At 36.1% G+C, this 22,696-nt stretch carries 26 protein-coding genes and 1 pseudogene; 19 read left to right on the plus strand and 8 right to left on the minus strand.

Annotated features, from left to right (window positions below; all coding sequences use genetic code 11):
* From CAO17_RS19460 to CAO17_RS19475, 4 genes are all read left to right on the plus strand, one after another.
* Positions 1–754: IlvD/Edd family dehydratase (locus tag CAO17_RS19460; protein ID WP_179151996.1), on the plus strand; the 754-nt coding region annotated here is incomplete at its 5' end.
* A gap of 391 nt (positions 755–1,145) precedes the next feature.
* Complete coding sequence (locus CAO17_RS19465; RefSeq protein WP_085994141.1) at positions 1,146–1,370, plus strand: DUF1659 domain-containing protein; 225 nt, start codon at positions 1,146–1,148, stop codon at positions 1,368–1,370.
* Positions 1,371–1,420: 50 nt separating this feature from the next.
* Entirely contained in the window at positions 1,421–1,639 is a 219-nt protein-coding gene (locus CAO17_RS19470; RefSeq protein WP_085994142.1) for a DUF2922 domain-containing protein, read from the plus strand.
* Positions 1,640–1,741: 102 nt separating this feature from the next.
* Positions 1,742–1,876 (plus strand): YvrJ family protein, encoded by a 135-nt coding sequence (locus tag CAO17_RS19475; protein ID WP_085994587.1) that lies wholly within the window; start codon positions 1,742–1,744, stop codon positions 1,874–1,876.
* Between the two features lie 115 nt (positions 1,877–1,991).
* Here CAO17_RS19475 and CAO17_RS19480 read toward each other — a convergent pair whose 3' ends face one another.
* Both CAO17_RS19480 and CAO17_RS19485 read right to left on the minus strand, forming a co-directional pair.
* Complete coding sequence (locus tag CAO17_RS19480; protein ID WP_085994143.1) at positions 1,992–2,573, minus strand: CBO0543 family protein; 582 nt, start codon at positions 2,571–2,573, stop codon at positions 1,992–1,994.
* Between the two features lie 235 nt (positions 2,574–2,808).
* Complete coding sequence (locus CAO17_RS19485; protein WP_085994144.1) at positions 2,809–4,059, minus strand: benzoate/H(+) symporter BenE family transporter; 1,251 nt, start codon at positions 4,057–4,059, stop codon at positions 2,809–2,811.
* 812 nt (positions 4,060–4,871) lie between these two features.
* Here CAO17_RS19485 and CAO17_RS21505 point away from each other — a divergent pair.
* Positions 4,872–5,036 carry a hypothetical protein gene (locus tag CAO17_RS21505; protein WP_218775584.1) on the plus strand — a complete coding sequence of 55 codons (165 nt, stop codon included), beginning with the start codon at positions 4,872–4,874 and terminating at the stop codon, positions 5,034–5,036.
* Between the two features lie 181 nt (positions 5,037–5,217).
* Positions 5,218–5,451: a hypothetical protein gene (locus CAO17_RS19490; RefSeq protein ID WP_085994145.1), complete on the plus strand. Its 234-nt coding sequence runs from the start codon at positions 5,218–5,220 to the stop codon at positions 5,449–5,451.
* A gap of 478 nt (positions 5,452–5,929) precedes the next feature.
* On the opposite strand, the gene CAO17_RS19495 is transcribed toward CAO17_RS19490, so the two are convergent.
* The 3 genes from CAO17_RS19495 to CAO17_RS19505 all read right to left on the minus strand — a co-directional run bounded on the left by CAO17_RS19495 (position 5,930) and on the right by CAO17_RS19505 (position 9,049).
* A complete protein-coding gene (locus CAO17_RS19495) occupies positions 5,930–6,877 on the minus strand; it encodes a 3-hydroxyacyl-CoA dehydrogenase family protein (protein ID WP_085994146.1) in 948 nt (315 codons plus the stop codon).
* A gap of 66 nt (positions 6,878–6,943) precedes the next feature.
* A complete protein-coding gene (locus CAO17_RS19500) occupies positions 6,944–7,720 on the minus strand; it encodes a 3-hydroxybutyrate dehydrogenase (protein WP_085994147.1) in 777 nt (258 codons plus the stop codon).
* A 42-nt stretch (positions 7,721–7,762) separates the two neighbouring features.
* Positions 7,763–9,049 carry a GntP family permease gene (locus CAO17_RS19505; RefSeq protein WP_085994148.1) on the minus strand — a complete coding sequence of 429 codons (1,287 nt, stop codon included), beginning with the start codon at positions 9,047–9,049 and terminating at the stop codon, positions 7,763–7,765.
* A 740-nt stretch (positions 9,050–9,789) separates the two neighbouring features.
* Here CAO17_RS19505 and CAO17_RS19510 point away from each other — a divergent pair.
* The gene (locus CAO17_RS19510) at positions 9,790–10,206 is read left to right on the plus strand and encodes an NUDIX hydrolase (RefSeq protein WP_085994149.1); all 417 of its coding nucleotides are present in this window, start codon (positions 9,790–9,792) and stop codon (positions 10,204–10,206) included.
* Between the two features lie 244 nt (positions 10,207–10,450).
* Here the strand turns inward: CAO17_RS19510 and CAO17_RS19515 are convergent, their stop codons facing one another.
* Positions 10,451–10,654, minus strand: coding sequence for a 2-hydroxymuconate tautomerase family protein (locus CAO17_RS19515; RefSeq protein ID WP_085994150.1), 204 nt, complete (start codon positions 10,652–10,654; stop codon positions 10,451–10,453).
* 14 nt (positions 10,655–10,668) lie between these two features.
* Positions 10,669–11,862, minus strand: a complete 1,194-nt coding sequence (locus tag CAO17_RS19520; protein WP_085994151.1) for a YbfB/YjiJ family MFS transporter — start codon at positions 11,860–11,862, stop codon at positions 10,669–10,671.
* 259 nt (positions 11,863–12,121) lie between these two features.
* On the opposite strand from CAO17_RS19520, the pseudogene CAO17_RS19525 reads away from it, so the two are divergent.
* The 10 genes and pseudogenes from CAO17_RS19525 to CAO17_RS19570 all read left to right on the plus strand — a co-directional run bounded on the left by CAO17_RS19525 (position 12,122) and on the right by CAO17_RS19570 (position 19,342).
* A pseudogene (locus tag CAO17_RS19525) lies at positions 12,122–12,731 on the plus strand (transglutaminase-like domain-containing protein).
* A gap of 405 nt (positions 12,732–13,136) precedes the next feature.
* Positions 13,137–13,298 (plus strand): hypothetical protein, encoded by a 162-nt coding sequence (locus tag CAO17_RS21175; protein ID WP_179151997.1) that lies wholly within the window; start codon positions 13,137–13,139, stop codon positions 13,296–13,298.
* Between the two features lie 51 nt (positions 13,299–13,349).
* Positions 13,350–13,655 (plus strand): ATP-binding cassette domain-containing protein, encoded by a 306-nt coding sequence (locus tag CAO17_RS19530; RefSeq protein WP_085994153.1) that lies wholly within the window; start codon positions 13,350–13,352, stop codon positions 13,653–13,655.
* A 137-nt stretch (positions 13,656–13,792) separates the two neighbouring features.
* Positions 13,793–14,704 (plus strand): ABC transporter ATP-binding protein, encoded by a 912-nt coding sequence (locus tag CAO17_RS19535; protein WP_085994154.1) that lies wholly within the window; start codon positions 13,793–13,795, stop codon positions 14,702–14,704.
* Between the two features lie 95 nt (positions 14,705–14,799).
* Positions 14,800–15,438 carry a hypothetical protein gene (locus CAO17_RS20835; protein ID WP_218775585.1) on the plus strand — a complete coding sequence of 213 codons (639 nt, stop codon included), beginning with the start codon at positions 14,800–14,802 and terminating at the stop codon, positions 15,436–15,438.
* A 13-nt stretch (positions 15,439–15,451) separates the two neighbouring features.
* Positions 15,452–16,168: an ABC transporter permease gene (locus tag CAO17_RS19545; protein ID WP_085994156.1), complete on the plus strand. Its 717-nt coding sequence runs from the start codon at positions 15,452–15,454 to the stop codon at positions 16,166–16,168.
* 952 nt (positions 16,169–17,120) lie between these two features.
* Positions 17,121–17,342, plus strand: coding sequence for a hypothetical protein (locus CAO17_RS19550; RefSeq protein ID WP_085994157.1), 222 nt, complete (start codon positions 17,121–17,123; stop codon positions 17,340–17,342).
* 32 nt (positions 17,343–17,374) lie between these two features.
* On the plus strand, positions 17,375–17,629 hold the full coding sequence (locus CAO17_RS19555; protein ID WP_085994158.1) for a hypothetical protein: 255 nt from the start codon (positions 17,375–17,377) through the stop codon (positions 17,627–17,629).
* Positions 17,630–17,778: 149 nt separating this feature from the next.
* Entirely contained in the window at positions 17,779–18,276 is a 498-nt protein-coding gene (locus CAO17_RS19560) for a DUF4825 domain-containing protein (RefSeq protein WP_085994159.1), read from the plus strand.
* 748 nt (positions 18,277–19,024) lie between these two features.
* Positions 19,025–19,342, plus strand: coding sequence for a hypothetical protein (locus tag CAO17_RS19570; RefSeq protein WP_085994161.1), 318 nt, complete (start codon positions 19,025–19,027; stop codon positions 19,340–19,342).
* Positions 19,343–19,837: 495 nt separating this feature from the next.
* Here the strand turns inward: CAO17_RS19570 and CAO17_RS21730 are convergent, their stop codons facing one another.
* The gene (locus CAO17_RS21730) at positions 19,838–21,106 is read right to left on the minus strand and encodes an NHL repeat-containing protein (protein ID WP_245831879.1); all 1,269 of its coding nucleotides are present in this window, start codon (positions 21,104–21,106) and stop codon (positions 19,838–19,840) included.
* 356 nt (positions 21,107–21,462) lie between these two features.
* Here CAO17_RS21730 and CAO17_RS21735 point away from each other — a divergent pair, with 356 nt between their 5' ends.
* Together CAO17_RS21735 and CAO17_RS19590 are read left to right on the plus strand one after the other, a co-directional pair.
* Positions 21,463–21,732 carry an ATP-binding protein gene (locus CAO17_RS21735; protein WP_245831966.1) on the plus strand — a complete coding sequence of 90 codons (270 nt, stop codon included), beginning with the start codon at positions 21,463–21,465 and terminating at the stop codon, positions 21,730–21,732.
* Between the two features lie 391 nt (positions 21,733–22,123).
* The gene (locus CAO17_RS19590; RefSeq protein WP_085994161.1) at positions 22,124–22,441 is read left to right on the plus strand and encodes a hypothetical protein; all 318 of its coding nucleotides are present in this window, start codon (positions 22,124–22,126) and stop codon (positions 22,439–22,441) included.
* Positions 22,442–22,696: the final 255 nt, after the last annotated feature.

Below are 22,696 nucleotides of genomic sequence, written 5' to 3' on the forward strand. Positions count from 1 at the left end.
GCCGGCATCCGATATCTCGATGGATGATATAAACAAAGCAGGTGGTATCAGTGCGATTATTAATGAACTAACGAAAATTCCGGGCACCATGCACCCAGAACGTTTGACGATTACAGGCCAAACGATGGGGGAGCTTGTTAGCGGATATGAAATCACTAACGATAAAGTTATTCGTACGAAAGACAACCCGTACAGTCCAGTTGGTGGACTTTCCGTTCTTTTCGGTAACCTAGCGCCAGAGGGTGCGGTCATTAAAGTTGGTGCGGTAGACCCGAGCATTAACGTATTTGAAGGGGAAGCCATTGTCTTTAACTCACAAGATGAAGCACAAGAAGCAATTGATAACGGGACAGTAAAAGAAGGACATGTTGTCGTCATTCGTTATGAAGGACCAAAAGGCGGACCAGGTATGCCTGAGATGCTCGCTCCAACGTCTGCTATCATGGGACGTGGACTTGGTAAATCTGTTGCACTTCTCACAGACGGCCGTTTTTCTGGTGCATCACGCGGAATTTCAGTCGGACATATTTCACCCGAAGCTGCAGAAGGTGGGCCAATTGCATTAATTGAAAATGGAGATACGATTACGATTGACCTACCAAACCGTACCATAAACGTTGACCTAACAGATGAAGCTTTAGAAGAAAGAAAGAAAAACCTACCAACATTCGAACCGAAGATTAAACACGGTTGGTTAGGAAGGTATTCGAAGTTAGTAACAAATGCATCAAACGGTGGCGTGATGAGCATATAATTGTCATATATAATAGATAAGCTTAATGGATGAATAGTAAAGCATCTTTACGAGGAAATAAACGTTTGGCCCTTTGAAACCAAGCGTTTATTTCCTTATTTTTTTAACCGGGGTTTTTTATTATTGGGTCGTTCTACAGTTCCTTTTTCCAGATTTCCTCCGCTGGTTTTGTCTATTTATCATTCAAAACGTTCATGATGGTTGATTGGAGTGGAGGGCAGTCGACTCCTTGACCGTGAGATGAGTAGATGACGTGTCTATCCTTTGTCCTGCGGGAAGAACACGTATCTAGATCAGAGCAGGAAGTGGTTCCCTTCCCAATTATTTTTACATTCCATCCCCCCTCCGCTTCTTTCACGACGATTATAGTGGTGAAAGGGAGGTGAGGCACATGGCAGTAGCAGAGTTAAAGAAATCCACATTAACGTTGGTTCTTAATGATGGAAATGACTTGGAAACAGGTTTACCAATCTACCGTAACAAAAGCTTCAACAATGTTAAAACCGATGCAACACCTGACCAGCTTTATGCGGTAGCGACAGCATTTGTAAGCTTGCAAGAACGACCGCTTTATAACATCATCCGTAAAGATAACTCCGATATTGTTTCCGAGTAAAGGATGGATCATGAGTAGTTGAAAAATAGGAAAAGGAGGGCGTACAAACGATGAAAAAAATTGAACTGAAATTTACAAATGAGGATGGGAGAACCGTAACACATTCCCTAGAACATCCGATTGAACCGGTTGATCCGGCTGCAGTGAATGCGGCAATGGATGAAATCATTGCACAAGATGCTTTTACATCAACAGGTGGTAACCTTGTTGCGAAGAAGAGTGCACGAGTGGTGGAAAACATCGTGGAGGATATTGATTTAGGATTATAAAACAAATGGAAATGGATGCATGACCAGCCGGCGATTTGCTTGCTGGTCCTGTTTTTAACCTGTGTTTCACTTTAGCAAAGAGAACAGGAGGTTTTTGTCATGATGGAAACATGGGTATCGTTTATTACGGAAGTAGGCTTTCCGATTGCGGTCACTTTTTATTTGCTGCACCGGATTGAGGGGAAACTGAACCAGTTGATTGATTCGATACATGATTTGCCAGAAAAGATGAGGTAGGGGGGTCATCGTCCCCGTTTGATATTCAATAGGGGGGAGACATTTGCGGTGTACTGTATTTATTTGGGAGCAGCGTCAACATGTCCGAACCCCACTACTTCAGAAATTTAGCGTTTTAGTGTTTACCAACCTTCGTTTCCTTTTGTTGTAACCATACAAATAAGTTTGTGATAAGTTTAGATACCAGGAAAAATGCCACATAAAATAGAAATAAATGAATGTAATTGATTCCCTTAAACATATGGAAAAGGTGAAGGTTTACCATCATTGGTTTTAATACAAAGGCAAGTATTGCGGATAGTAGGACGGCGTATAGATAGATATTCTTTTTATGGTTTAAGGTCCATTGATATAACAACATATAACACACTGGGATGAGTGAAGCGTCTAAGGCAAACCCCGCTAAGAAAGGGAGAATTTGATAGGGATATTCCCATAACCCCAGACTAATACCAATAGCATTAACATAGGCAAACCATACATGATAATTAAGGCCAAAAAAGCCAAGAAGTAACATTTTACCTTTATCAATGGAAAGGAATAACACGATTAGGGGGGCGATTAACATGAGGATAACGACCCAAAATTGCCATATGCCAAAATCCGAAAATGCTTTCCAATACTCTATTTGAAATTGAGTTAACTCTTCAGCCATCGATCTTATTTCATTCAAATATTCTACTTGTTTTTCCTTCATTTCATTCCCACCCGATACGATATAGTTATTCGGTAGTTTAACCCATTTGTTTGTTAACTATTCTATTTACGTGCAATTCTTCACAATTACCGATGGGTTTTATCGTATGTTAAAGGGCAGTCATACCCTATCTCAAAAATGGGGGAGACATTCATCTTTTTTAGATGGAGGATAAACGGAACCCCCACTGATTGGAGGTTCCGTTTAGAGACCAGATCAACAATCAACAGACATATCAAGCACTTGTTTCTGCTTTGGAGCTATTCCTTTTTTCTGCCTTTACCTTCGAGACAAAGTGCTCATTTTCAACAAGGAATGAGACAAACAAACTTCCAACAATTGCCCATAAAGGAGCACCAATATTGAAGAAGTTTACACCGGACATGCCAATAATTAAGGCAAAAAAGGCACCCATTTGAAATGTACTATCTGAAAAAGCCGTTTTGAGTGAGTTAATAAGAACACCTAGCATCGCTAGACCAGCAATTACACTAACAATCACAATCGGCATAGCGATAACCAAAGGAACGACCATTGCCGCAAATAATCCAAAGGCAGAGAAGAACACTCCACACGCAACCGATGCAGCATACCGACTCTCTTTTCTTCCTACGTCGTTTGCAGAACAGATAGCTGTCATTGGTCCCGCAATATTGATTGCATGAGCACCGAACAATGAACCTATAAGTCCCACGATTGAACCATTGACTGCCATTGCACTATTCGGTGGCTTGTATCCTTGAGCCATTAATACACCAGTTGCTTGGGCATTTTCCGTACAAATGATGAGTAATGCAAGTGGAATTCCAATAGAGATAATGGCATCAAGACTAAATGCTGGCATAATGAGTTGTGGAATAATAAAGGAATCATAAACATTCTGAACCTTAAATTCATTCATAAAGACAGCCAACAAAACAGCTACAACTAATGCAGATAAAACAGGTGGAACTTTTTTTAAGAGTCGTGATGAAAGTAAAAAAGCTAAAATAGCCGAACCTGCTAATAAGGGGGAAATGGTAATGGATGTAATCATCTCTGTTGCAAAACGGATCATCACTCCAATAATCATCCCCATGACAATTGGAACGGGTATCCATTTCATCACTTTGTCGATTAATCCGGACGCCCCAAGAACAATGACAAGGATATGAGCTACAATATAAGCTCCTATTGCTTCATTTAATGAAAAATGGGTCAAAGCCCCCGAAACGAGTACAGCACCAGCAATCGAATGGGCACCTGCGATGGGCTGACGATACTTTACAGATAAAAAGATACCTAATAATCCACTAAAAAAATAGACAGCAAATATCCAACTTATCGTCTCCGCATAAGTTAAACCACCACTTGTAGCTCCTCCAATAATAATTAGCGCTGGACCTGTACACCCAAAAATTGCTGCAACGAGACCAGAACTAACTGTATTTACATTTAAATGTTGACGTAAATCTTTAAAATTTGTACGTAACGTATTTTCTCTCATTGCTATCTCCTTTAAGATGGTGAAAAAATATACCTCAATTAAAGCGTGCCATACTTCAAGAAAGAGCTTCTATAATTCCCTGTTCATGGTAGCCTATGAAAGAAAGCATGGTTGGATAGCAAAACGAATGCTAGATGTGGTATCGATTTTTGGTTTAAATCGTCTTCACTAACTCCTTGAATACTTTGGATGAAAGCCTCTCTTGAATTGGTTAATTATTGTTTCAAGTTATCTAATGGTTGATATTCGTTCGATGGAACCCCATTTAAACATCACTATAAAACAAGCAATATTTTTTCTTTTTGAATTTAAGTATTTACATGTAATCGTATGGATAAATAGATTAACTGTCAAGAGATAATTACCATTTTTCAGTAAATTAATACTTTATTAAAGGTTCCGTTAATTACTTATCAAGTTTGAACAGATTCGAAAGGAGATCTGCTTCTCTTCCTAAAGAAATGTGGTTATGTTAACCTTACAAAAGATATAAATGATTCTAGAATAAAATCTATTTCGATAACCGATACAGGTCTAGTCAAGCAACGCCTATTTGGTTACAAATACAAGAAGGGGTTGGATAAATACGGCGAGGGAAATTATAGAGATTTGTTAGAAGTACTAAAAAAATTACAGGAATCTATCGAATGGAACGAAGGTTAACATTTATACTCAATGGATCAATAGAATATCTGTAAACCTCTTTATGAAGAGGACGTAGACTAAATAGTGCTTTAATGGAGCTATCAAACAGCCTCATTTCTTTCGAATTAAAGGAGAATGGAGGCTGTTCTATTTATACATAGATTAAAATGTTTTCATCTTTATTAGACGAGAAGCTACAACCATTAAATGAACGTTTGGAGAGGTTTGAAGGTGGGCAGCAGGTAATTATAGAAAAATTAGATAATGTATCAAAACAAGTTGCTAGTAACACTGAAAATCACTTGAATAAAGTAGGTGCCTTCTTTTTGTAATAATTGTTGAACTAGATTACTTGTTTTGAAATAAGCAACAGGGCCAGATTGTTGCCTAACGAATAAGGAATCATTACATAAACGCTCTTTCATCCTTTATCTAGTGTTTTTCTTTCAAGAGACACCTATACAATCCCTTGTTTCCCTTTATCCATATAGTAATTGTGGGAGGTGAAATAGTATGGGCAAAAAGAAAAAAATGGGTTGTGGTTGTTCATGTGAGGATTTAATTATCGGTATTCCAAAGGGGACGCGTGTTCAAGTATATACGGATAATGGAAATGCAGAAACTGGAGAAATGGGTGAAATCGTAACGGAAGGGATTCTTCAATTAAAAAACCCTCGAGGGCTAGATGGGGGAGTATTAAATATATGTTGTAGTAAAATAAATACAATTCATACACTACAATCCTAGGGGTTCCTCCTATTTCTTCGACAACAATTGTTTCGTGAAAAAGGGGGAGTGACAGCATAGATTGTTGAAAACTTTCCTTCGACAAATAAACCTCTTTATTAAAGCACAATCCTTCACAGAAAATTATTTGCAATCTACTACGCAGTAAAGACTTATAGCCTTTTTTTCTATATTTCGGCAGGATCCCCAATAGAAAAAGGTGCCCGACATTAGTGGAGTAGAGATGAAAATGGACATCCCGTCATTGTCCGTATGGTACCATGCAGTGTGAGGGAATAGAAGGAATGAGGAAACCGATATAGAAAAATGTAAGGTTCAGAGAATCTGTGTAGTTGGCAGCGATTAATCACAAGGATGGGGAGTTTATCCTTTGCATTATGTATTTATAGACTATGCAACAGAAGGGCGCAGTTGTTGAATAAAAACTGCACCCCAATTGTTTGTGTCCAGCAATGGGGGTGCAGTTCAATCAATCTGTTCATTTACCGTTATTTTTATTCTTTATATGAGACAATCTGATGAAGTTTTCATCTCTTTCTGTAATTCTTCTCTGTATTTCCTCCATCCCTGAATAAGTGAATAAGCCTTTCCCTGTTTTTGTCCCAAGGTTTCCGCTTTGGACTTTCTGTTCCACGAATTGCGGGATTTTTTCTTCTTTGGATAATACAGGTGCAAGGTTTTCAACCACACTCTTCCAGATATCTAATCCTCCAAAGTCTGCGGTTTCTAATGGACCAATGAACGCCCATCTGAATCCGGGACCTGCAGTAACAGCTAAGTCAATATCTTCTGCATCCGCGATATCATTGTCTAATAGGTAGTAGGCTTCACGGACTAATGCCGCTTGTAGACGGTTGGCAATGAGACCCGGAATATCTTTTTTCAATACAACTGGTTTCTTACCGATGTTTTGTAAAACCTCCACGGTACGATCAATCATATTTTGTGAAGTTTCTGGGCCTTTAACGACTTCTACAAGTGGAACTAAATGTGCCGGATTGAAGAAGTGTGTAATGATTAGTCTGTCTGTTCTTTGAAGACCTTTGGATAGTTGATGAATGGAAAATGTAGATGTATTGGATGCGATAATCGTATCGTCTTCTGCGACTTCCTCTAGCTGCTTGAACAAGTCAAATTTAATGGTTAGATTTTCAGATACTGCTTCGGTGACAAATCGCGCTCCTCCAACCGCTTCTTTTAAGTCAGTAGATGTAGATATTCGTTTTAATGTCTTTTCTTTCTCGGGTTCTGTCATTGGATTTTCTTGGATTAGCATGTCTAAGTTATTTGAAATTCGTGTCACCGCCTTTTCCAAGATCTCGTCCTTAATATCATACATATATACATCATAGCCAGCTTGTGCATAAAGTTGTGTAATTCCATGTCCCATCGTACCTGCGCCTAATACTGTAATTTTCTCTGCCATTATATACTCCTCCTTATTGACACGTTTGTTTAAAAGGATAGCCTATTCCTAAGCATGGGATTAAAACTATTGTGCAGTATACCCACCATCAATAACCACTGCTTGTCCAGTAACACTTTTTGCTTTATCACTTGCTAAGAATAAGGCGTAGTCTGCGATTTCGCTAACGTCTAATAAATTCTTTTGTGGTACTTGAGCAAGAATCGCTTCTTCAAGTGCTCTTTCTTCGGGGATATTGCGAGCTTTTGCTAAGTCGGAAATTTGTCCACGCACAAGTGGAGTATCCACATATCCTGGAGCAAGTGCGTTTACCGTAATTCCGTGGCGGGCACCTTCTAAAGCTGCTACTTTTGTTAAGCCAATAACACCGTGTTTTGCACTATTGTAAGCTGCTTTACCTGCAAATCCGATTAATCCATTAATGGAAGCGATGTTGATAATACGTCCCCATCCTTGTTCTTTCATAATAGGGAATACTGTTTTTGTAAGAATGAAAGGCGCTGTCAGCATAATTTTTTGCATCAATTCGAATTTCGCTGTAGGGAAGTCTTCGATAGGTGATACATGTTGTAGACCTGCGTTGTTAATAACAATGTCTACTGAATGGTATGTATCCTTTGCTACTTTTACTAAGTTTTGAAGATCTGTTTCGCTTGTCACGTCAGCTTTAATGCCGATTGCTTCAAAACCGAGCTTTTTCAGTTCTTCAGCAGAAGCTTGTACACCTTCTTCATTGATGTCGGAAAGGACAACTTTCGCACCTTCCTGAGCAAAATGTTTACCAATTTCAAATCCGATACCACGTGCAGAACCTGTAATGATAACGACTTTATTTTCAATCACTTTACATACCTCCAATTTTTTACTTGTTCTTTTATAATTTGTTTATACCAAGCCGAATGCGCCCATAATAACCCCTACAATTAATGCAATACTCGGAATAATGAATGCAACCACGAACACATCTTTATAAGTAGTCCTAAGGCTTAATCCAGTAACAGAAACGAGTGTTAATAAGGCTCCATTATTAGGAAAAATCGATGCACCAGATGCAACGGCTGCAATCCTATGGAACACTTCAGGACTAATGCCGGTTGTTTGCGATAGCTCAACGAACGTATCACCAAGTGTACTTAAGGCAATACCCATCCCACCAGAAGCAGATCCAGTGATAATCGCCATGACTTGAACGGCAAGCCCTTCGGCAACTAACGGGTTATCGGATATATTTAACAGCCAGGAGGTTATATCTTCAAAGGCCGGGACAATGGCGATGACGGCACCGAAGCCGACTGCAGCGCTCGTATTAAAGATTGCCATAACGGACCCTTTTGACCCATCATTAATGGAAGGAATAAATTGTTTATAATTCTTCACATTCAGAATCATAATGCTCAGAACCCCGAACAGAAGAGACCATAGAGCTTCCAGCTTCATAACGTTAAGCAATACGACCACAATCAGAAGTGGAAGTAGAGATAGAAACCAGTTCGGGATGTTTTCATCCCTTGTCTCCTCGGTATCTTCTTGATTTTTAGGTTCTGTAAAAACATCTCCTTTAGCAGAAAGCTTCTTTGCTCGGTATGCTAACCAGAGATAACCACCAACTGCCATGATTAAGGTAGTGACAATACCAATGACAGGGCCTGCCATCGGTGTTGTTCCAAAGTGTTCCATTGGAATCAAGTTTTGAATTTGTGGTGTACCTGGAACAGAAGTCATGGTGAATGTAAATGCACCAAGAGCAAATGTCGGTACGAGCAATTTCCTCGAGATATTTGCTTCACGGAATAATTCAAGTGCAATCGGATAGATGGCAAATACAACTACGAACAAGCTTACGCCACCATAAGTTAATACCGCGGCAGCTATTAAAACGCCAAGAACCGCACGATTTTTACCAATTAACTGGGTTATTTTTTTAGCAACAGATTTTGCGGCTCCTGTCTCTTCCATTAATTTCCCAAATACGGCACCCAATAAAAAGATTGGGAACCAGCTCTTAGCGAAACCAACCAACCCTTCCATATAAGGTCCTGTATATGTTTCAAAAACATCTAAGCCGCTTAGTACTGCAACAACTCCAGCCGCCAAAGGTGCTACCCAAATAATCGACCACCCCAGATAGGCTAAACCCATCAGCATTACTAAGCCAACCAGGATACTTAGCACACGGAAACACTCCTTTCCTATGTTGTTATTTATTCGTATTAGTTGAGGTTAAAATTTCATTTATGAAACGATATCCTTTCGTTCAAAAGTAACGAAGGATGACCCAATTCATGGTAATTCTAATTCCTTTCACTACAAGAATTGGCTTTAAATACGTCGGAAATTAGTTTACCCCATTTCTAATCACTTATTTGTATCTATTTGATTTATACATGGCTTTAGTTAACGCCTAACTCTTTTCATATTGGTTTCTTACATGGGGATTAGAATAAATAAAAATCCTATTCGAACATTCTCGAATAGGATTTTCAATCTTTAATTTTTTACGGAACAATTGAAATGTAGGAAAAGAGGTTAGAAATAATGGCTGAGCTTGTCAAAGGGGACAAACTGTGTCTGCTTATAAGGATGGAAAAAGCCATATTTACGCTAATTTTAATCCATAGTACGCACAAATGGCGATTACGATTATGAGAAACTATTACAACTTTTGTTTGACCTATAATACGAAGGAATATGGAGAAATCGTTTCTAAAACACCTGCTCAAAGGCTAGGCATTATTGATAAAGAATTTGATTGGAACGAAATTATTTTTCTTCGATGTTTTTTAAGGATTTATGTAATTTGATGTTAAAATAATTATATGAATAGTTGTTCTGCTTGTTCAACTAAAGGGCAGTTTAGTTGAAGAATGATGTGCTATTATGAATTAAAAACAATTATTAGAAGGGGTTACGCTATGGAGAGAGTGGATGTTGTTTATGCATTTATTTATGATGATAAAATAGAAAAAGTTTTAATGGTTAATAACAAAGGTGGTGGTTGGTCACTACCAGGTGGGGCAGTAGAAAAAGGGGAGACATTAGAGCAAGCAGTTGTTCGAGAAACGAGAGAAGAAACTGGTTTAGTAATCGAAGTAGGGAATATAATTGCAGTTAATGAAGCGTTTTTTTTAAAGCACGAGAATCACGCTCTACTCATTACATTCAATGCAGAAGTTAAAGATGGAGAAATTCAATTGGAAGAAAATGAAGAAATTGCAGAGGTAAAATGGATGGATATAGATATAGCTAATAACTTAATGCCTTACCATAAAGATGGGGTAGAAGGGTTGTTAAAATCTACGTCGCCTTACACTTTTCAAGGTAAGTGTTGATAAATTTACTTCCACTAACGGGTGCGTTAGTTAAAGAACAGGTCATTAGATTATAAGAAACGCAGAGGATGCTAAAAACCTCTGCGTTTTTCTGTGTGATTTTGTTGTCTAAAAGTATGCGATTTACTTTGATATTTACCTTGTAAATTCAATTTTTCTACTTCACAATCGAACTACTTATCGTTTGATATCTCCTCTTTTTTCTTTCATTAGGTTTCCATAGGCCCATCAAAACAAAAATAGATTACTGGCCATTTTTCCTTCGAACGGTTACTGATTCTCCAGCAATACCCCAATTATCCGTATCAACTTCATCAATAACTACAACGGTCGTGTTTGGATTTTTACCCAATACATCAACCAGTAATTGAGTGGCTCCCTTTATTAGCTCAGCCTTTTTTTCAGGTGTAACATCTTCATTAGTAATTTTAATATTTACATATGGCATTAAAATTCCCCCTTTTAATTTGATTTAATAGCTGATGTTTCGATGCTTGGTATTCGATCAAAACGAATACCGCTTACAAGTAACATGGATCCAATGAATACGACGCAAGATGCTCCAGTCAATGCGGAATTAAAACTTCGTGTATAAGATAATAGGATTCCAGCGATAGTTGGTCCTACCATTTGACCAGCAGCATAAATGGCGGTTAGATAACCAATAATTCGACTGCTATTGGATGGACTCATTTGGCGTGCCAAGGTTGTGGCCAGAGTGGTAATACCCATAAAAGTTGCTCCAAATAATAATGCACTTATCATGATACTGGATGGAGTCAACCAGAAGACAGGTAGCGCAATTCCTATGGATTGGAGAAACATCGAAATGACGAGTGTTTTTACAAATCCCCATTTTTTTGCAAGGGTGGACCAGACGATACAGGATGGAATGGCACCTAAGCCCACAACCACCCAAACAATGGCAGGATCCATGAGAAAGATGGAGGTCTTTTCAGCGATGGACACAATAAAGGTCCCTGTTACAATATACCCTAATCCTTCTAGTCCATAGGCAATAATTAACCAAGGAAGCCATTTGAGGGGCGGTGCTTGTATAGTAACCATTTGTGAATCCTTTTTCATCTCTGAGTTTGGGGAATCTTTGAGCCAAAACCATACGAAGATAGTCAGCATACAGCTTATGATGCCTAGCCCGATCCAGACGCCTTCCCACCTAAATAAATCGTTAAGACTCGGAATAAAGAGCGTCGAAAAAAAGATTCCAAAGCCTACGCCTGAATAAAAATAGCCTGCCCAATTTGTTTTACCTGCAATAGCCAGTTTATCTAGAACAATACTGGAAGCTATTACAAAAATGAAGGCACTTGACACTCCTGAAAGAAAGCGGATGATGAGCATCAGTGTGTAGGAGTGGGTCAGCCCCATCATGCCAATGGTCATAATACTTACCACCAGACTACTTCTTAAATAAAATGTTCTGTGCTTTTTCAAAGGGAGAACCCCTGCTAAAATCGCTCCAACGAAATATCCTGCATAATTGCTAGAAGCGAGGTAGCCTGCTACAGCATCCGTAAAGGCGAGAGACTCCTGCATAATCGGTAAGATTGGAGTATAAGCAAACCGCCCAATTCCCATCGCTACCATTAACGAAAAAATTCCTCCGATCAAAAATAAAACAGGATTTTTGTTCAAACTTTCACCTCCAGTAATAATAATTTTCTTATATTTCTATCTTATCTGTTTTTTGCTGTATGGTATAGTACTAAAAAACGATGTCTGGATATCATTTTTATATATAAAGGAAGAGGCGATAAGGGGATTGCGTTAATTCAAGAAGGATTATGGTACGAATGGGGAAACTATTTTAATAGTACGCCTAGCAAATTTATTGATCTTTATGTATAATCATTCATAAATATAAATAATTATACAATAAATGGGAGTGGAAATAATGAAATTGATTTGTGAGTCTGATAACTTAGGGGGATTATTTACTAGAATTAAATGAAGTGAATTATTCCAAGCCAATCATTAAAAGGAAAGCAGATGAACTTTTCAATCCAGCTCAAACGGAAATTGAAAAAGCTAAGGTATCTTTTGAATTTGTTCGTGATGAAATTGCTCATTCTTGGGATATTCAATCCAAACGAGTTACTTGCCATGCTTCGGAAGTGTTAGATGTTCAAGAAGGAATTTGTTATGCAAAATCTCACTTATTAGCGTCTTTATTGCGTTCGCAGGGTATACCAACGGGCTTTTGTTATCAAAGATTGATGTTGTTTGACACTCCAGATAAAGGATATTGTATTCACGCCTTAAATGCTATCTACCTTAAATCTCTAAATAAATGGATTAGGGTAGATGCTCGTGGAAATAAAAAGGGAGTGGATGCCCAATTTTCAATGGAAGAGGAAAAATTAGCTTTTCCTGTTAATGAAGGACTTGATGAAAAAGATTATCCAGTTATCTATACAAAGCCTCACCCCAAAACAGTGGCTGTCTTAGAAGAACATACCAATACATTGGAAATGTATATCAATCACTTACCAGATAGTTTGTAGTGTTCACTAGCAGGTACGATAGGTGAATCAAGTAGCCAGGGCGTTATAAAAAAAGGATTTCCCTCCAATGAAACAACGTCCTTAAGGAGGCTATTCTTTTTCCAACAGTCAATGGCTGTATCAATTACAATTGGAATAGTCACCCTTTTTCTTTTGCTGTTCGAAATTTTCGAAACCAAATGGTACCATGTTTCGTAAACGGATGATGAAAGTTTAAATAGTAGATTACTAATCAACATTATTTTGGTTAGACCTTGCTATAGCATAAGGAGATCATTCTAGCAGGACAAAACATCAACGTTTTACATAAATCTTAAATTTCCTTCATATTCCTTTGTTAAGCTATTATACGAATATTGGAGTAAACTTTTTAAAAGAAACAAGGGGAGATAAGGGGAGATTATCATGAACAAAGCTTTAGTGCTAGGTGCATCAGGCGGAATGGACTTTTCCATTGTAAAAACTGGTTCAGGAAAAACAACCATTCTTAACCTATTATTAAGAATCTATGTTAATTATGAAGGTTCTATAAAATCAATCATAAAGATATTCAAGATTATTCACTGAAAGAGTTACGTGACCAAATTGGACTAATTACTCAAGACAGCGTTCTAAGATATGTTTGGAGTCAGTACCAGTGAAGATAAATTAATCAAGGCATTAGAAAAATCCCAATTGAGGGACGATTTAATGAGCTGGCCTCGAAAAGTTCATGTCCCTATCTTTGAAGGTGGTAAGAATTTCTCGGGAGGTCAACGTCAGCGACTATCCATGGTAAGGATTTTTCTAAAGGAATACCCCATTTTATTACTAGATGAGCCAACTAACCACTTAGACGACAAGACTTCCATGCTATTGATGGAGGAATGGAAAGTGCGTAACTTTATTTTATTGATAACTTTAGGGTTCGAGGTCTTCCTGTAAAATAAGTTAATTTCATAGAAAACCCATTTAAATCAAAGTGAATCACTTACCTTATTCCATGGTACACCCATCATAATAATGTTTGGATACCTAGTCGTTTTTTGGAAATAAGGAACAAAAGATAAAGGATGGTTTAAATGAATGAAAATGAGATAGAAACAGTAGAAATCACGAAAAAATATGGGGGTGAAACTGTCGTTAACAATCTTTCACTTAACATTCCAACAGGAAGCATTTATGGTTTTCTTGGTCCAAATGGAGCAGGAAAAACAACAACGATGAGGATGTTAGTGGGATTGATTAAACCGGATAAAGGTTCGATATGTTATAAAGGGGGGGATTTGCAACAAAACAAAAGAGCAATCCTAAAAAATATTGGGTGCTTCATAGATACTCCAAACTATTATCCGCACTTGACAGGATATGAAAACTTAAAGTATATACAGGAAATATTAAACATGTCTATTGCAGAGGTGGATCGCGTATTAAAAGTCGTGAACTTAGACTTTGCTAAGGATAAAAAAGTAAAGGAGTACTCTCTGGGGATGCGCCAACGACTAGGGCTTGCTTTTTCCCTTCTTAATGATCCCGACGTCCTCATATTAGACGAGCCAACTAACGGATTGGACCCTGAAGGTATTTATGAAATCAGAAATTTACTGATTCATTTAAGTGAAGTGGAGATGAAAACAATTGTGGTCTCGAGCCATAATTTAGCTGAAATAGAGTCAATGGCCTCTCATATTGGCATGATCAATCAAGGAAATATGATTTACGAAGGGAGCCTTAAGGACCTATATGAATCAACCTTAGATGAATATACAATTACTGTTGATAATCCAGAAGGAGTCAAGCAAATCCTAAAGAACCAATCGATATCCTTTAGCGGACAAGCTAATCAAATTGTTGTAAAAATGAGTCAGGATGAAGCTGCTCAACTTAATGAAATACTTGTAAATCGTGGAGTAAAAGTTTTTGAACTGACTCAGTCTAAGAAAACGTTAGAGGATGTATTCTTATCTTTAACACGAAAGAGAAGTGAGGCTTGATGAAGTTTCTTCCGCTTATTAAAGGAGAATTCATAAAGATCCCTAAGTATCAGTTACTTCTATGGACAACAATTTTGTCTATCATTCCCGTGGGAGTGGCTATCATAGCTTATGTGAAAGGATATGAAAACTTCGCATCTCAAGGTTTGGGAAACAGCACGGGACTATTGATGTATTATCATTTTGTCAACAATTATTTTGTTATAGCCTTATCAGCTCTTCTTTGGTCTTTTATTTATTCCAAGGAAAATAGTTATAACACTTGGAGTATTTTATTGACTAAAATTCCATATAAGTTTTATTTAATAAGCGCTAAATCCATTGCTTTTATTATTTATTATGTGTTTTCTGTCGTTATCAGCCATATACTGCTTTTGGTGTTTTGTTTCATGCAAAAGGTTGAGTTGATATCACAATCTTTCATTTCTTCAGTTTTAATTAGTTTGTTTACTGTTTTAAGTATTGGTTTCTTACAATTCATTTTACATGTAGTCTTCAAAAATGGATTAATTGCAGCTTCTCTATCATTGGTATGGATTGTCCTATTATTTTTGTACACATTTTTTCCAAAATTCGTTCAATATTTGTTTCCATTATTCCTATCTACAACTGTGATTGATGCGAGCAAGCTTCAGGGGCTATCAATCGTCATAGTTAGCGCAATAGGTTCTTTATTATTTATATTTTTAACTGTATTGCTATCCTCTAAGGTAAATCTATCTAAAATGGATTAGAAAGGAAATTATTATGGATTTCATTAAAGGTATAACAAATGAATTTAAAAAGAATAAACGTACGGGGCTGTTTACTTTAGTTATCGTCAGTATTATAATTATTATTCCCTTTCAGGGGGGGCTAGGATTACTTGCAGCTTCAATTGACGAAAGTAATATTTTTATAACGGCTCTATCCTTATACTTCAGATTATTTTTTCCTGTTTTCCTCGGCTTGTTTATCTCAATATCTTTGCATAATGAAAAAAAATACGAAGCTATCCTAGTGTACTATTATAATGCAGTCCCCGTAACAAAAGTGTATCGAAATAAACTATGCGCTCAACAAATCCAAGGGGTAATGTTTTATGCCTTATGTGTGATTATTGCGATGTTGTTCATTTTATTGGAAGGTGGAAGTCCCTTAACATATATAAGAGAAAACCTTTACGGCGTACTCTACACAATCATAGGGATTACATTACTGATTAATATTCAGTTTCTTATTTCTATTATTTTAAATAATCAAATCTTGTCTTTGTTGATTGCACTGCTTGGGTCAATCGGTAACTTCTTTGTTGCCTCCACAAGTCTTTGGATTTACTATCCGTGGTCCTACCCATTCAGAATGTTATATCATACTTCTATTCATACTGAACAAATTGCTATGATTGTCTTAATGTTGTTGCTTTCATTTTGGTCTTTGTTATTTAGTAGAAAAAGGTTTGAGAGGATTATGCTTGCTCAATAAATCAGGCTTGAGAGATGTGTTAGGGACAAGAATAAGATACTAAGGAGAGAAATAACTATTAAACCCTAGAAAGTGATTCTTTCACTATTATGTAGTTCACGACAAGTTCTATCACTGTGTAAAAATATGATTCGTATTGGAAGATACCAATGGGGGGGCAAACAGGCGATTAACCCACAGAACACCTACTATTTCAAATTAGAGATAGCATGTCTTTTTGTGGTTACTTTTTAGAACCAGAACCATTTATAAGGTATTGGATACGTATGTTAGAATCAATGTAGATTGAGAGATTTATAGTTAAAACGACGAAACCGACGATTGTAGGGGGAGAGTTATGTCGAAGGTTCTTGATACATTCAAAAATATGTTTTTAGATGTATTTTCTATGGGGAAAGGCTTTGTGTATGGGTTTGTAATGGTTGCATTATATTTATTATCATTTGTGGGTCTATAATATATGGAATTCTATTTTTAAAAAATGTAATCTTTTAGCTTTGTGAAGCATTGTACGTAGACTTTTGGGCGCCTGACTTGAATAAGTAGGTGTCTTTATTTTTGAAAAAGTGGTGGAATAAGATTACTAACTTTGAAATAATTGGTATTAGGCAATAGAGAAATTTAGCGGAATAAAGGAGGGATAATTTGAAAATAAAGGAAAAAGTCATTGAGATGCTGTTTAACGAAAATAAGTAATTATAATGGTAGTTATTATAAGTATCATTCTTTCTGAGTATAAACAACCCTATATCGTTTTCTTTGTACCCTTATTAACAATATTTTTGATTATGGGTATAATCAAAATAATGTGGTACAACAAGAAAAATAATTTTAAGACACGTGTAATAGATAAGATAGCACCTTTTTTATATGTTTTATTAATAATCGCTTGTTTCTATCTTGTCTGACGTTATGAAAGCATGGGGTGCATTTTTTTAAAAAGGGGTTTATTATGGTTAAACTAAATTTTTTAGAAAAGACATTTCTTATAACTGGAATGCTTCATGTTGGTTTTATCTCTTATTGTTTTTTCATTGGATATGATTTAAATTATTATGATGCCTCAAAATATGTAACCTTTGCTTTATTCTCTATGTATTTTGCAATATCGATATACAGAGATATCACGTTTAAACGGAACGGATCTATTGATGAAAAAAACAATGATCACTAAGGAAATACTATTCAACTAAAGGGGCAGTTTTGGTGGAATCTATTAAAAAACAGAAAAAGGAAAGTAAAACAACGGATTCAATCTTGATAGCATTAGTAATTATACTTTTGTTAAAGAATACAATTGACTTATTTTTCTTCGATCTGTTTCCAACAGTAGCAGATAATATCTTTTGGGCTATCCTTTCTGTGATATTTGTTATCGTTTTTTATATAAAGAAAAGCTACATATTTCTTACTATTACGCTTGTCATACTAATCGCAGGGTTTATTCAAACTTTAGTGTAAATCTATATTAAGTACTTTAGCTATTGGGTGCTTATTTTCAAGAAGGTTTAAGCACCTTATTTATAAAATGAAAGAAGTAGAATACATTGAAAAGGGTTTTAGTATTCTATATTGCGATAATTTAAGACAGAAGAAAGGGTGACTGAAAGGTGGAAAAAATAACAAAATATATTTTCTTTTCATTGTTAATTTTGATGTTCATAAATGGATGCAGTTCACATAACAATGAAGAAAATACAACAAATGAAAATATCTTTCAATACGAGGGCACTTTAATAGGCGATAACAGTGCAGTAATTAACATTATTGGGCAATTACAACATAGTGAGGAATTTAATGAAGTCTCACTTCAAACGGAAACAGAGCCATATGGAATGACTTTAACGTACAATGAAATGGATGCGACAATGATAGAAGAGGAATATGAAGAAACGGCGATTCACAATGCTACCTTCCTGTTCGCTTTAATTGATAATGCAGAGTGGATTACCTTCGTTTTTGAAAATGATGAATATAGAATAACAAAGGAAGAATTACAAAAGTGGTATGGTAAAGAGTTAAGTGAATTTAACAATGAAGAAGAATTAAAAAGTCTTGTCCATGAACAATTGAAAGATGGAAATAAGGTAAATCAGTTATTAAACTAACCAGTGAGGATGGGACATAACTAAAGTATTTAACTCAAAAGACGAATAACGCACTACTTAGCGGAGGAAATATACGTAGACTCCTTGAAAATACAAACCAATTTTCTGCGTGCGATGATTCGCTGCCGAAGCGTTCCTTGTCCTGCGGGATGAGAGGCCTAGGTGAGACACCGTAGTGCGTTAGCACGAAGGGGGCTCATCAGCCACCCTAAGGTGCGCGAAGTATATTTTGGAGCGGCTTTTCGCACCAACCGTTCGGGTTTTGTGTTGAAAAAATACTTTTGTCCCAGACTCTGTAATATTATTTCTCCAAGAAATGGCAGGATTGTGCAAAAGGATGGAGAGAAAATGCCTTAATTAGATTAAAGGTAGAACGATTATTAAGGGGGATGAAATGGGCTTTTTCCGAGATAACGAAAAGGTATTTGTGAAATCATTGATATACGGTTTTATTGGAGGACTTTATTACAGTATATTATTTATACCAAGGACTGAAGAAATCATAACTCAGGGAGATTGGACTAAATTTTCATACCAAGAACTTACAGTATTTGAATACATAATAAAAGTATTACAAACCTCGATTATTGTATCTATTGGAACTTTTGCTGTTGCACTGATATATCTTTACTACAAATGGATAAAAAGTAGTAATTAAACCATTTTATTTTTGGAATATTATGGTAGTGTTTAGATAGAAGTTATTAATTTAACGGGGCAGGATTGTTCTATTGTGGGGAGGAGAATAATGAATATTTTAATGTATTTCATAGTTCCAGTAATAGTAGTTATAATTGTTGGTGCAATAATGTCTCGAATCTTTAGGGATGAAGAAAAAAAGGATAAAGGCTTTGTTCTATTCTACCATCAATTAACATATAGAAGAAAGATGATACGTAGTTTATGGAACATTCCAATAATTATCCTTTTATATTTAGTTTTATATTGGATTGGTGATTTTAGCTCAAATGAAAATATAGCCATTGTAATCATTTTATTACTTATCTTTCTCATAGAATTCACCTACAATTATGTGAACTGGAAAAAGGTTGAAAAGGGAGAATAACGTATCGTGAAAAAATGTATTTAAGGTAACAGGTGTGATTGCGAAATAAGGCAGTAGCTTTTTCACTAACGAAAGTAGTAATCCTTCCATAATGAAATTGTTCTGTGATTCCATTGTATTGTTATTTTTAGAGGAAATTTTAAATGGATTGGTTATGAGCGTGGTTCGCAAGTTCTCTTGCTGCTGGGGCGTTATATAACTCCCATGAAGTAAAAATAGAAAGCAAAAAGTTAAGAGAAAGAATTGAAGAATTAGAGGAAGAAGTCTATAAATCATTCAGTCTTCCATAGTCCATTATTTCTTATAACTTACTGTATTTACAGGTAAAACAGCTTTATGTAGATACACTCCCTTATCGATGAATTTTATATAATAAAAAATACACCTAGAGGGAGATGGATATTTGAGCTTTAAAATTACTACTACTTGTTCATACCAAACTGGTACTAAAGCAACAAATGGTGTCATTCAGTTGTGCCATCTTCTAAAATCTCTCTAACTTTCAACTGGGAAGATTACTAAACCATCAGGTTCATCTAAATTCACTCCATTAAACTCCCCAACATGTGTGGGCTCTTCAGGATCAGAAATGTCATATATTTGAATTGTGTTATTATTGAAATTTGTAACATAGAGCGTAGTCCCTATAATCGCTAATCCCTCAGGTTCATCTAAATTCGCACCATTAAACTGCCCAAGATGTTCGGGGTCCTCAGGATGTTCAATGTTATAAATTTCGACTGTGTTATCGCCCAAGTTTGCGACATAAAGTGTGTCCCCGGTAATTGCCAATGCAGTTGGACTGGCTAAATTCACACCATTAAACTGTCCAAGATGTTCAGGGTCTCTAGGATTTTTAATGTTATAAATTTCGACTGTACTATCGCCAAAATTTGCGACATAAAGCGTGTTTCCGGTAATCGCTAATCCGGTTGGGATATTTAAATTTGCTCCATTAAACTCTCCAACATGTGTAGGGGATGTAGGTGTAGTAATGTCATATATTGCTATTGTGGGATCTAACGCATTTGTGACATATAATGTGTTTCTTGTAATTGCCAATGACTCAGGGGTGACTAAATTTCCTGCATTAAATTCCCCAACATGTGTAGGGGCTGTAGGTGTGGTAATGTCATATATTTCGACATGGTTACCGGAGAAATTTGTGACATAGAGGGTAGTCCCTATAATCGCTAAACCAGAAGGACCACTTAAATTCACTCCATTTACCTCTCCAAGATGTTCAGGTGATCTTGGATTGTTTATATTGTAAATTTGGATGGTGTCATTTCCAAAACTTGCAACATACAGGAATCTAGCTGATTTAGTAAGGCTATCAATCTTAGAAAGTTCTGAATGAAGCACGCGGTGAGCCGCAACAAGATTGCCGTCTTTATTTTTACCAAATACATTGACTAAAACATCTATTTCATTTTCTAGTTGAATTTGAATTTCATATTCAGCCGTATTTCGAACATTAAAAGCTCTAAAAGTTGATGATCCAGGTGCAAGAGTGAATGCATCATCAACTATTTCAGTTTTTTCTCCATTTAAACTAAAAACCTTGATACGTACGTCTGTTTCGTTATTTCTGTCATTATTCAAAACTTTAACGAAAGCAACTTCTGTGTTTGTTTTTTTATTGTTGTCATTTTCGAGAGGGCCTGTAGAATATACTTTTTTATCATCTTTGCAATCCTTGTCGTCCTTTGCCTCTGGATGATGGAACCTTTTAGGTTTTTTCCGTCCATAATATTGAACCAACAAAATCTCCTCCTTCAATTTTTTTGTTATGTTAAGAATGAAAGGCTCTGATAACAAAATATTTACGCTTGTATTTATGTATATTAAGGCACTGCGAAAACGAAGCGACCAATCCCTAGTTTTAAAAAAATGGCGCATGACATAGTGACATTTGCTCTGTTCTTGGTGTTATTTGTTATCTATTGTTACTAATAAAGATTTAAATGGGCTACATTCCCTTTTCTTAAAACATTAGAAGAATTTAATTTGAAAGAGCAGAAATCATTAAGTAGCAACATTTAAATAGATGAAAAGATTTAACTTGGATTGAACAGCTACACAATATCATCCTATTAGGGCCGCCGGGAAATGGTAAAATTCATATTTCTATCGGCCTAGGCATTGAGTCTTTAAACCAAGGATATAAGGTTATCTTCACTACCATGGGAGACCTTGTTCATGTATTAAAAACTGAGGAAATCACCCGTCAATCCNACCCTAAGGTGCGCGAAGTATATTTTGGAGCGGCTTTTCGCACCAACCGTTCGGGTTTTGTGTTGAAAAAATACTTTTGTCCCAGACTCTGTAATATTATTTCTCCAAGAAATGGCAGGATTGTGCAAAAGGATGGAGAGAAAATGCCTTAATTAGATTAAAGGTAGAACGATTATTAAGGGGGATGAAATGGGCTTTTTCCGAGATAACGAAAAGGTATTTGTGAAATCATTGATATACGGTTTTATTGGAGGACTTTATTACAGTATATTATTTATACCAAGGACTGAAGAAATCATAACTCAGGGAGATTGGACTAAATTTTCATACCAAGAACTTACAGTATTTGAATACATAATAAAAGTATTACAAACCTCGATTATTGTATCTATTGGAACTTTTGCTGTTGCACTGATATATCTTTACTACAAATGGATAAAAAGTAGTAATTAAACCATTTTATTTTTGGAATATTATGGTAGTGTTTAGATAGAAGTTATTAATTTAACGGGGCAGGATTGTTCTATTGTGGGGAGGAGAATAATGAATATTTTAATGTATTTCATAGTTCCAGTAATAGTAGTTATAATTGTTGGTGCAATAATGTCTCGAATCTTTAGGGATGAAGAAAAAAAGGATAAAGGCTTTGTTCTATTCTACCATCAATTAACATATAGAAGAAAGATGATACGTAGTTTATGGAACATTCCAATAATTATCCTTTTATATTTAGTTTTATATTGGATTGGTGATTTTAGCTCAAATGAAAATATAGCCATTGTAATCATTTTATTACTTATCTTTCTCATAGAATTCACCTACAATTATGTGAACTGGAAAAAGGTTGAAAAGGGAGAATAACGTATCGTGAAAAAATGTATTTAAGGTAACAGGTGTGATTGCGAAATAAGGCAGTAGCTTTTTCACTAACGAAAGTAGTAATCCTTCCATAATGAAATTGTTCTGTGATTCCATTGTATTGTTATTTTTAGAGGAAATTTTAAATGGATTGGTTATGAGCGTGGTTCGCAAGTTCTCTTGCTGCTGGGGCGTTATATAACTCCCATGAAGTAAAAATAGAAAGCAAAAAGTTAAGAGAAAGAATTGAAGAATTAG

Source organism: Oceanobacillus senegalensis, from assembly GCF_900176885.1.
In the GTDB taxonomy this organism is placed as follows: Bacteria; Bacillota; Bacilli; order Bacillales; family Amphibacillaceae; genus Oceanobacillus; species Oceanobacillus senegalensis.

Excerpts from the sequence above, each read along its gene's own strand:
- CAO17_RS19545 (WP_085994156.1), top strand. The coding sequence starts at position 15,452 with ATGGATTTCATTAAAGGTATAACAAATGAATTTAAAAAGAATAAACGT.
- CAO17_RS19570 (WP_085994161.1), top strand. The coding sequence starts at position 19,025 with ATGAATATTTTAATGTATTTCATAGTTCCAGTAATAGTAGTTATAATT.
- CAO17_RS19590 (WP_085994161.1), top strand. The coding sequence starts at position 22,124 with ATGAATATTTTAATGTATTTCATAGTTCCAGTAATAGTAGTTATAATT.
- CAO17_RS19485 (WP_085994144.1), bottom strand. The coding sequence starts at position 4,059 with ATGAGAGAAAATACGTTACGTACAAATTTTAAAGATTTACGTCAACAT.
- CAO17_RS19535 (WP_085994154.1), top strand. The coding sequence starts at position 13,793 with ATGAATGAAAATGAGATAGAAACAGTAGAAATCACGAAAAAATATGGG.
- CAO17_RS21175 (WP_179151997.1), top strand. The coding sequence starts at position 13,137 with ATGAACAAAGCTTTAGTGCTAGGTGCATCAGGCGGAATGGACTTTTCC.
- CAO17_RS19495 (WP_085994146.1), bottom strand. The coding sequence starts at position 6,877 with ATGGCAGAGAAAATTACAGTATTAGGCGCAGGTACGATGGGACATGGA.
- CAO17_RS19515 (WP_085994150.1), bottom strand. The coding sequence starts at position 10,654 with ATGCCATATGTAAATATTAAAATTACTAATGAAGATGTTACACCTGAA.
- CAO17_RS19470 (WP_085994142.1), top strand. The coding sequence starts at position 1,421 with ATGAAAAAAATTGAACTGAAATTTACAAATGAGGATGGGAGAACCGTA.
- CAO17_RS21505 (WP_218775584.1), top strand. The coding sequence starts at position 4,872 with ATGTTTTCATCTTTATTAGACGAGAAGCTACAACCATTAAATGAACGT.
- CAO17_RS19550 (WP_085994157.1), top strand. The coding sequence starts at position 17,121 with ATGGTTAAACTAAATTTTTTAGAAAAGACATTTCTTATAACTGGAATG.
- CAO17_RS19490 (WP_085994145.1), top strand. The coding sequence starts at position 5,218 with ATGGGCAAAAAGAAAAAAATGGGTTGTGGTTGTTCATGTGAGGATTTA.
- CAO17_RS19475 (WP_085994587.1), top strand. The coding sequence starts at position 1,742 with ATGGAAACATGGGTATCGTTTATTACGGAAGTAGGCTTTCCGATTGCG.
- CAO17_RS19530 (WP_085994153.1), top strand. The coding sequence starts at position 13,350 with ATGTTTGGAGTCAGTACCAGTGAAGATAAATTAATCAAGGCATTAGAA.
- CAO17_RS19465 (WP_085994141.1), top strand. The coding sequence starts at position 1,146 with ATGGCAGTAGCAGAGTTAAAGAAATCCACATTAACGTTGGTTCTTAAT.
- CAO17_RS19510 (WP_085994149.1), top strand. The coding sequence starts at position 9,790 with ATGGAGAGAGTGGATGTTGTTTATGCATTTATTTATGATGATAAAATA.
- CAO17_RS19480 (WP_085994143.1), bottom strand. The coding sequence starts at position 2,573 with ATGAAGGAAAAACAAGTAGAATATTTGAATGAAATAAGATCGATGGCT.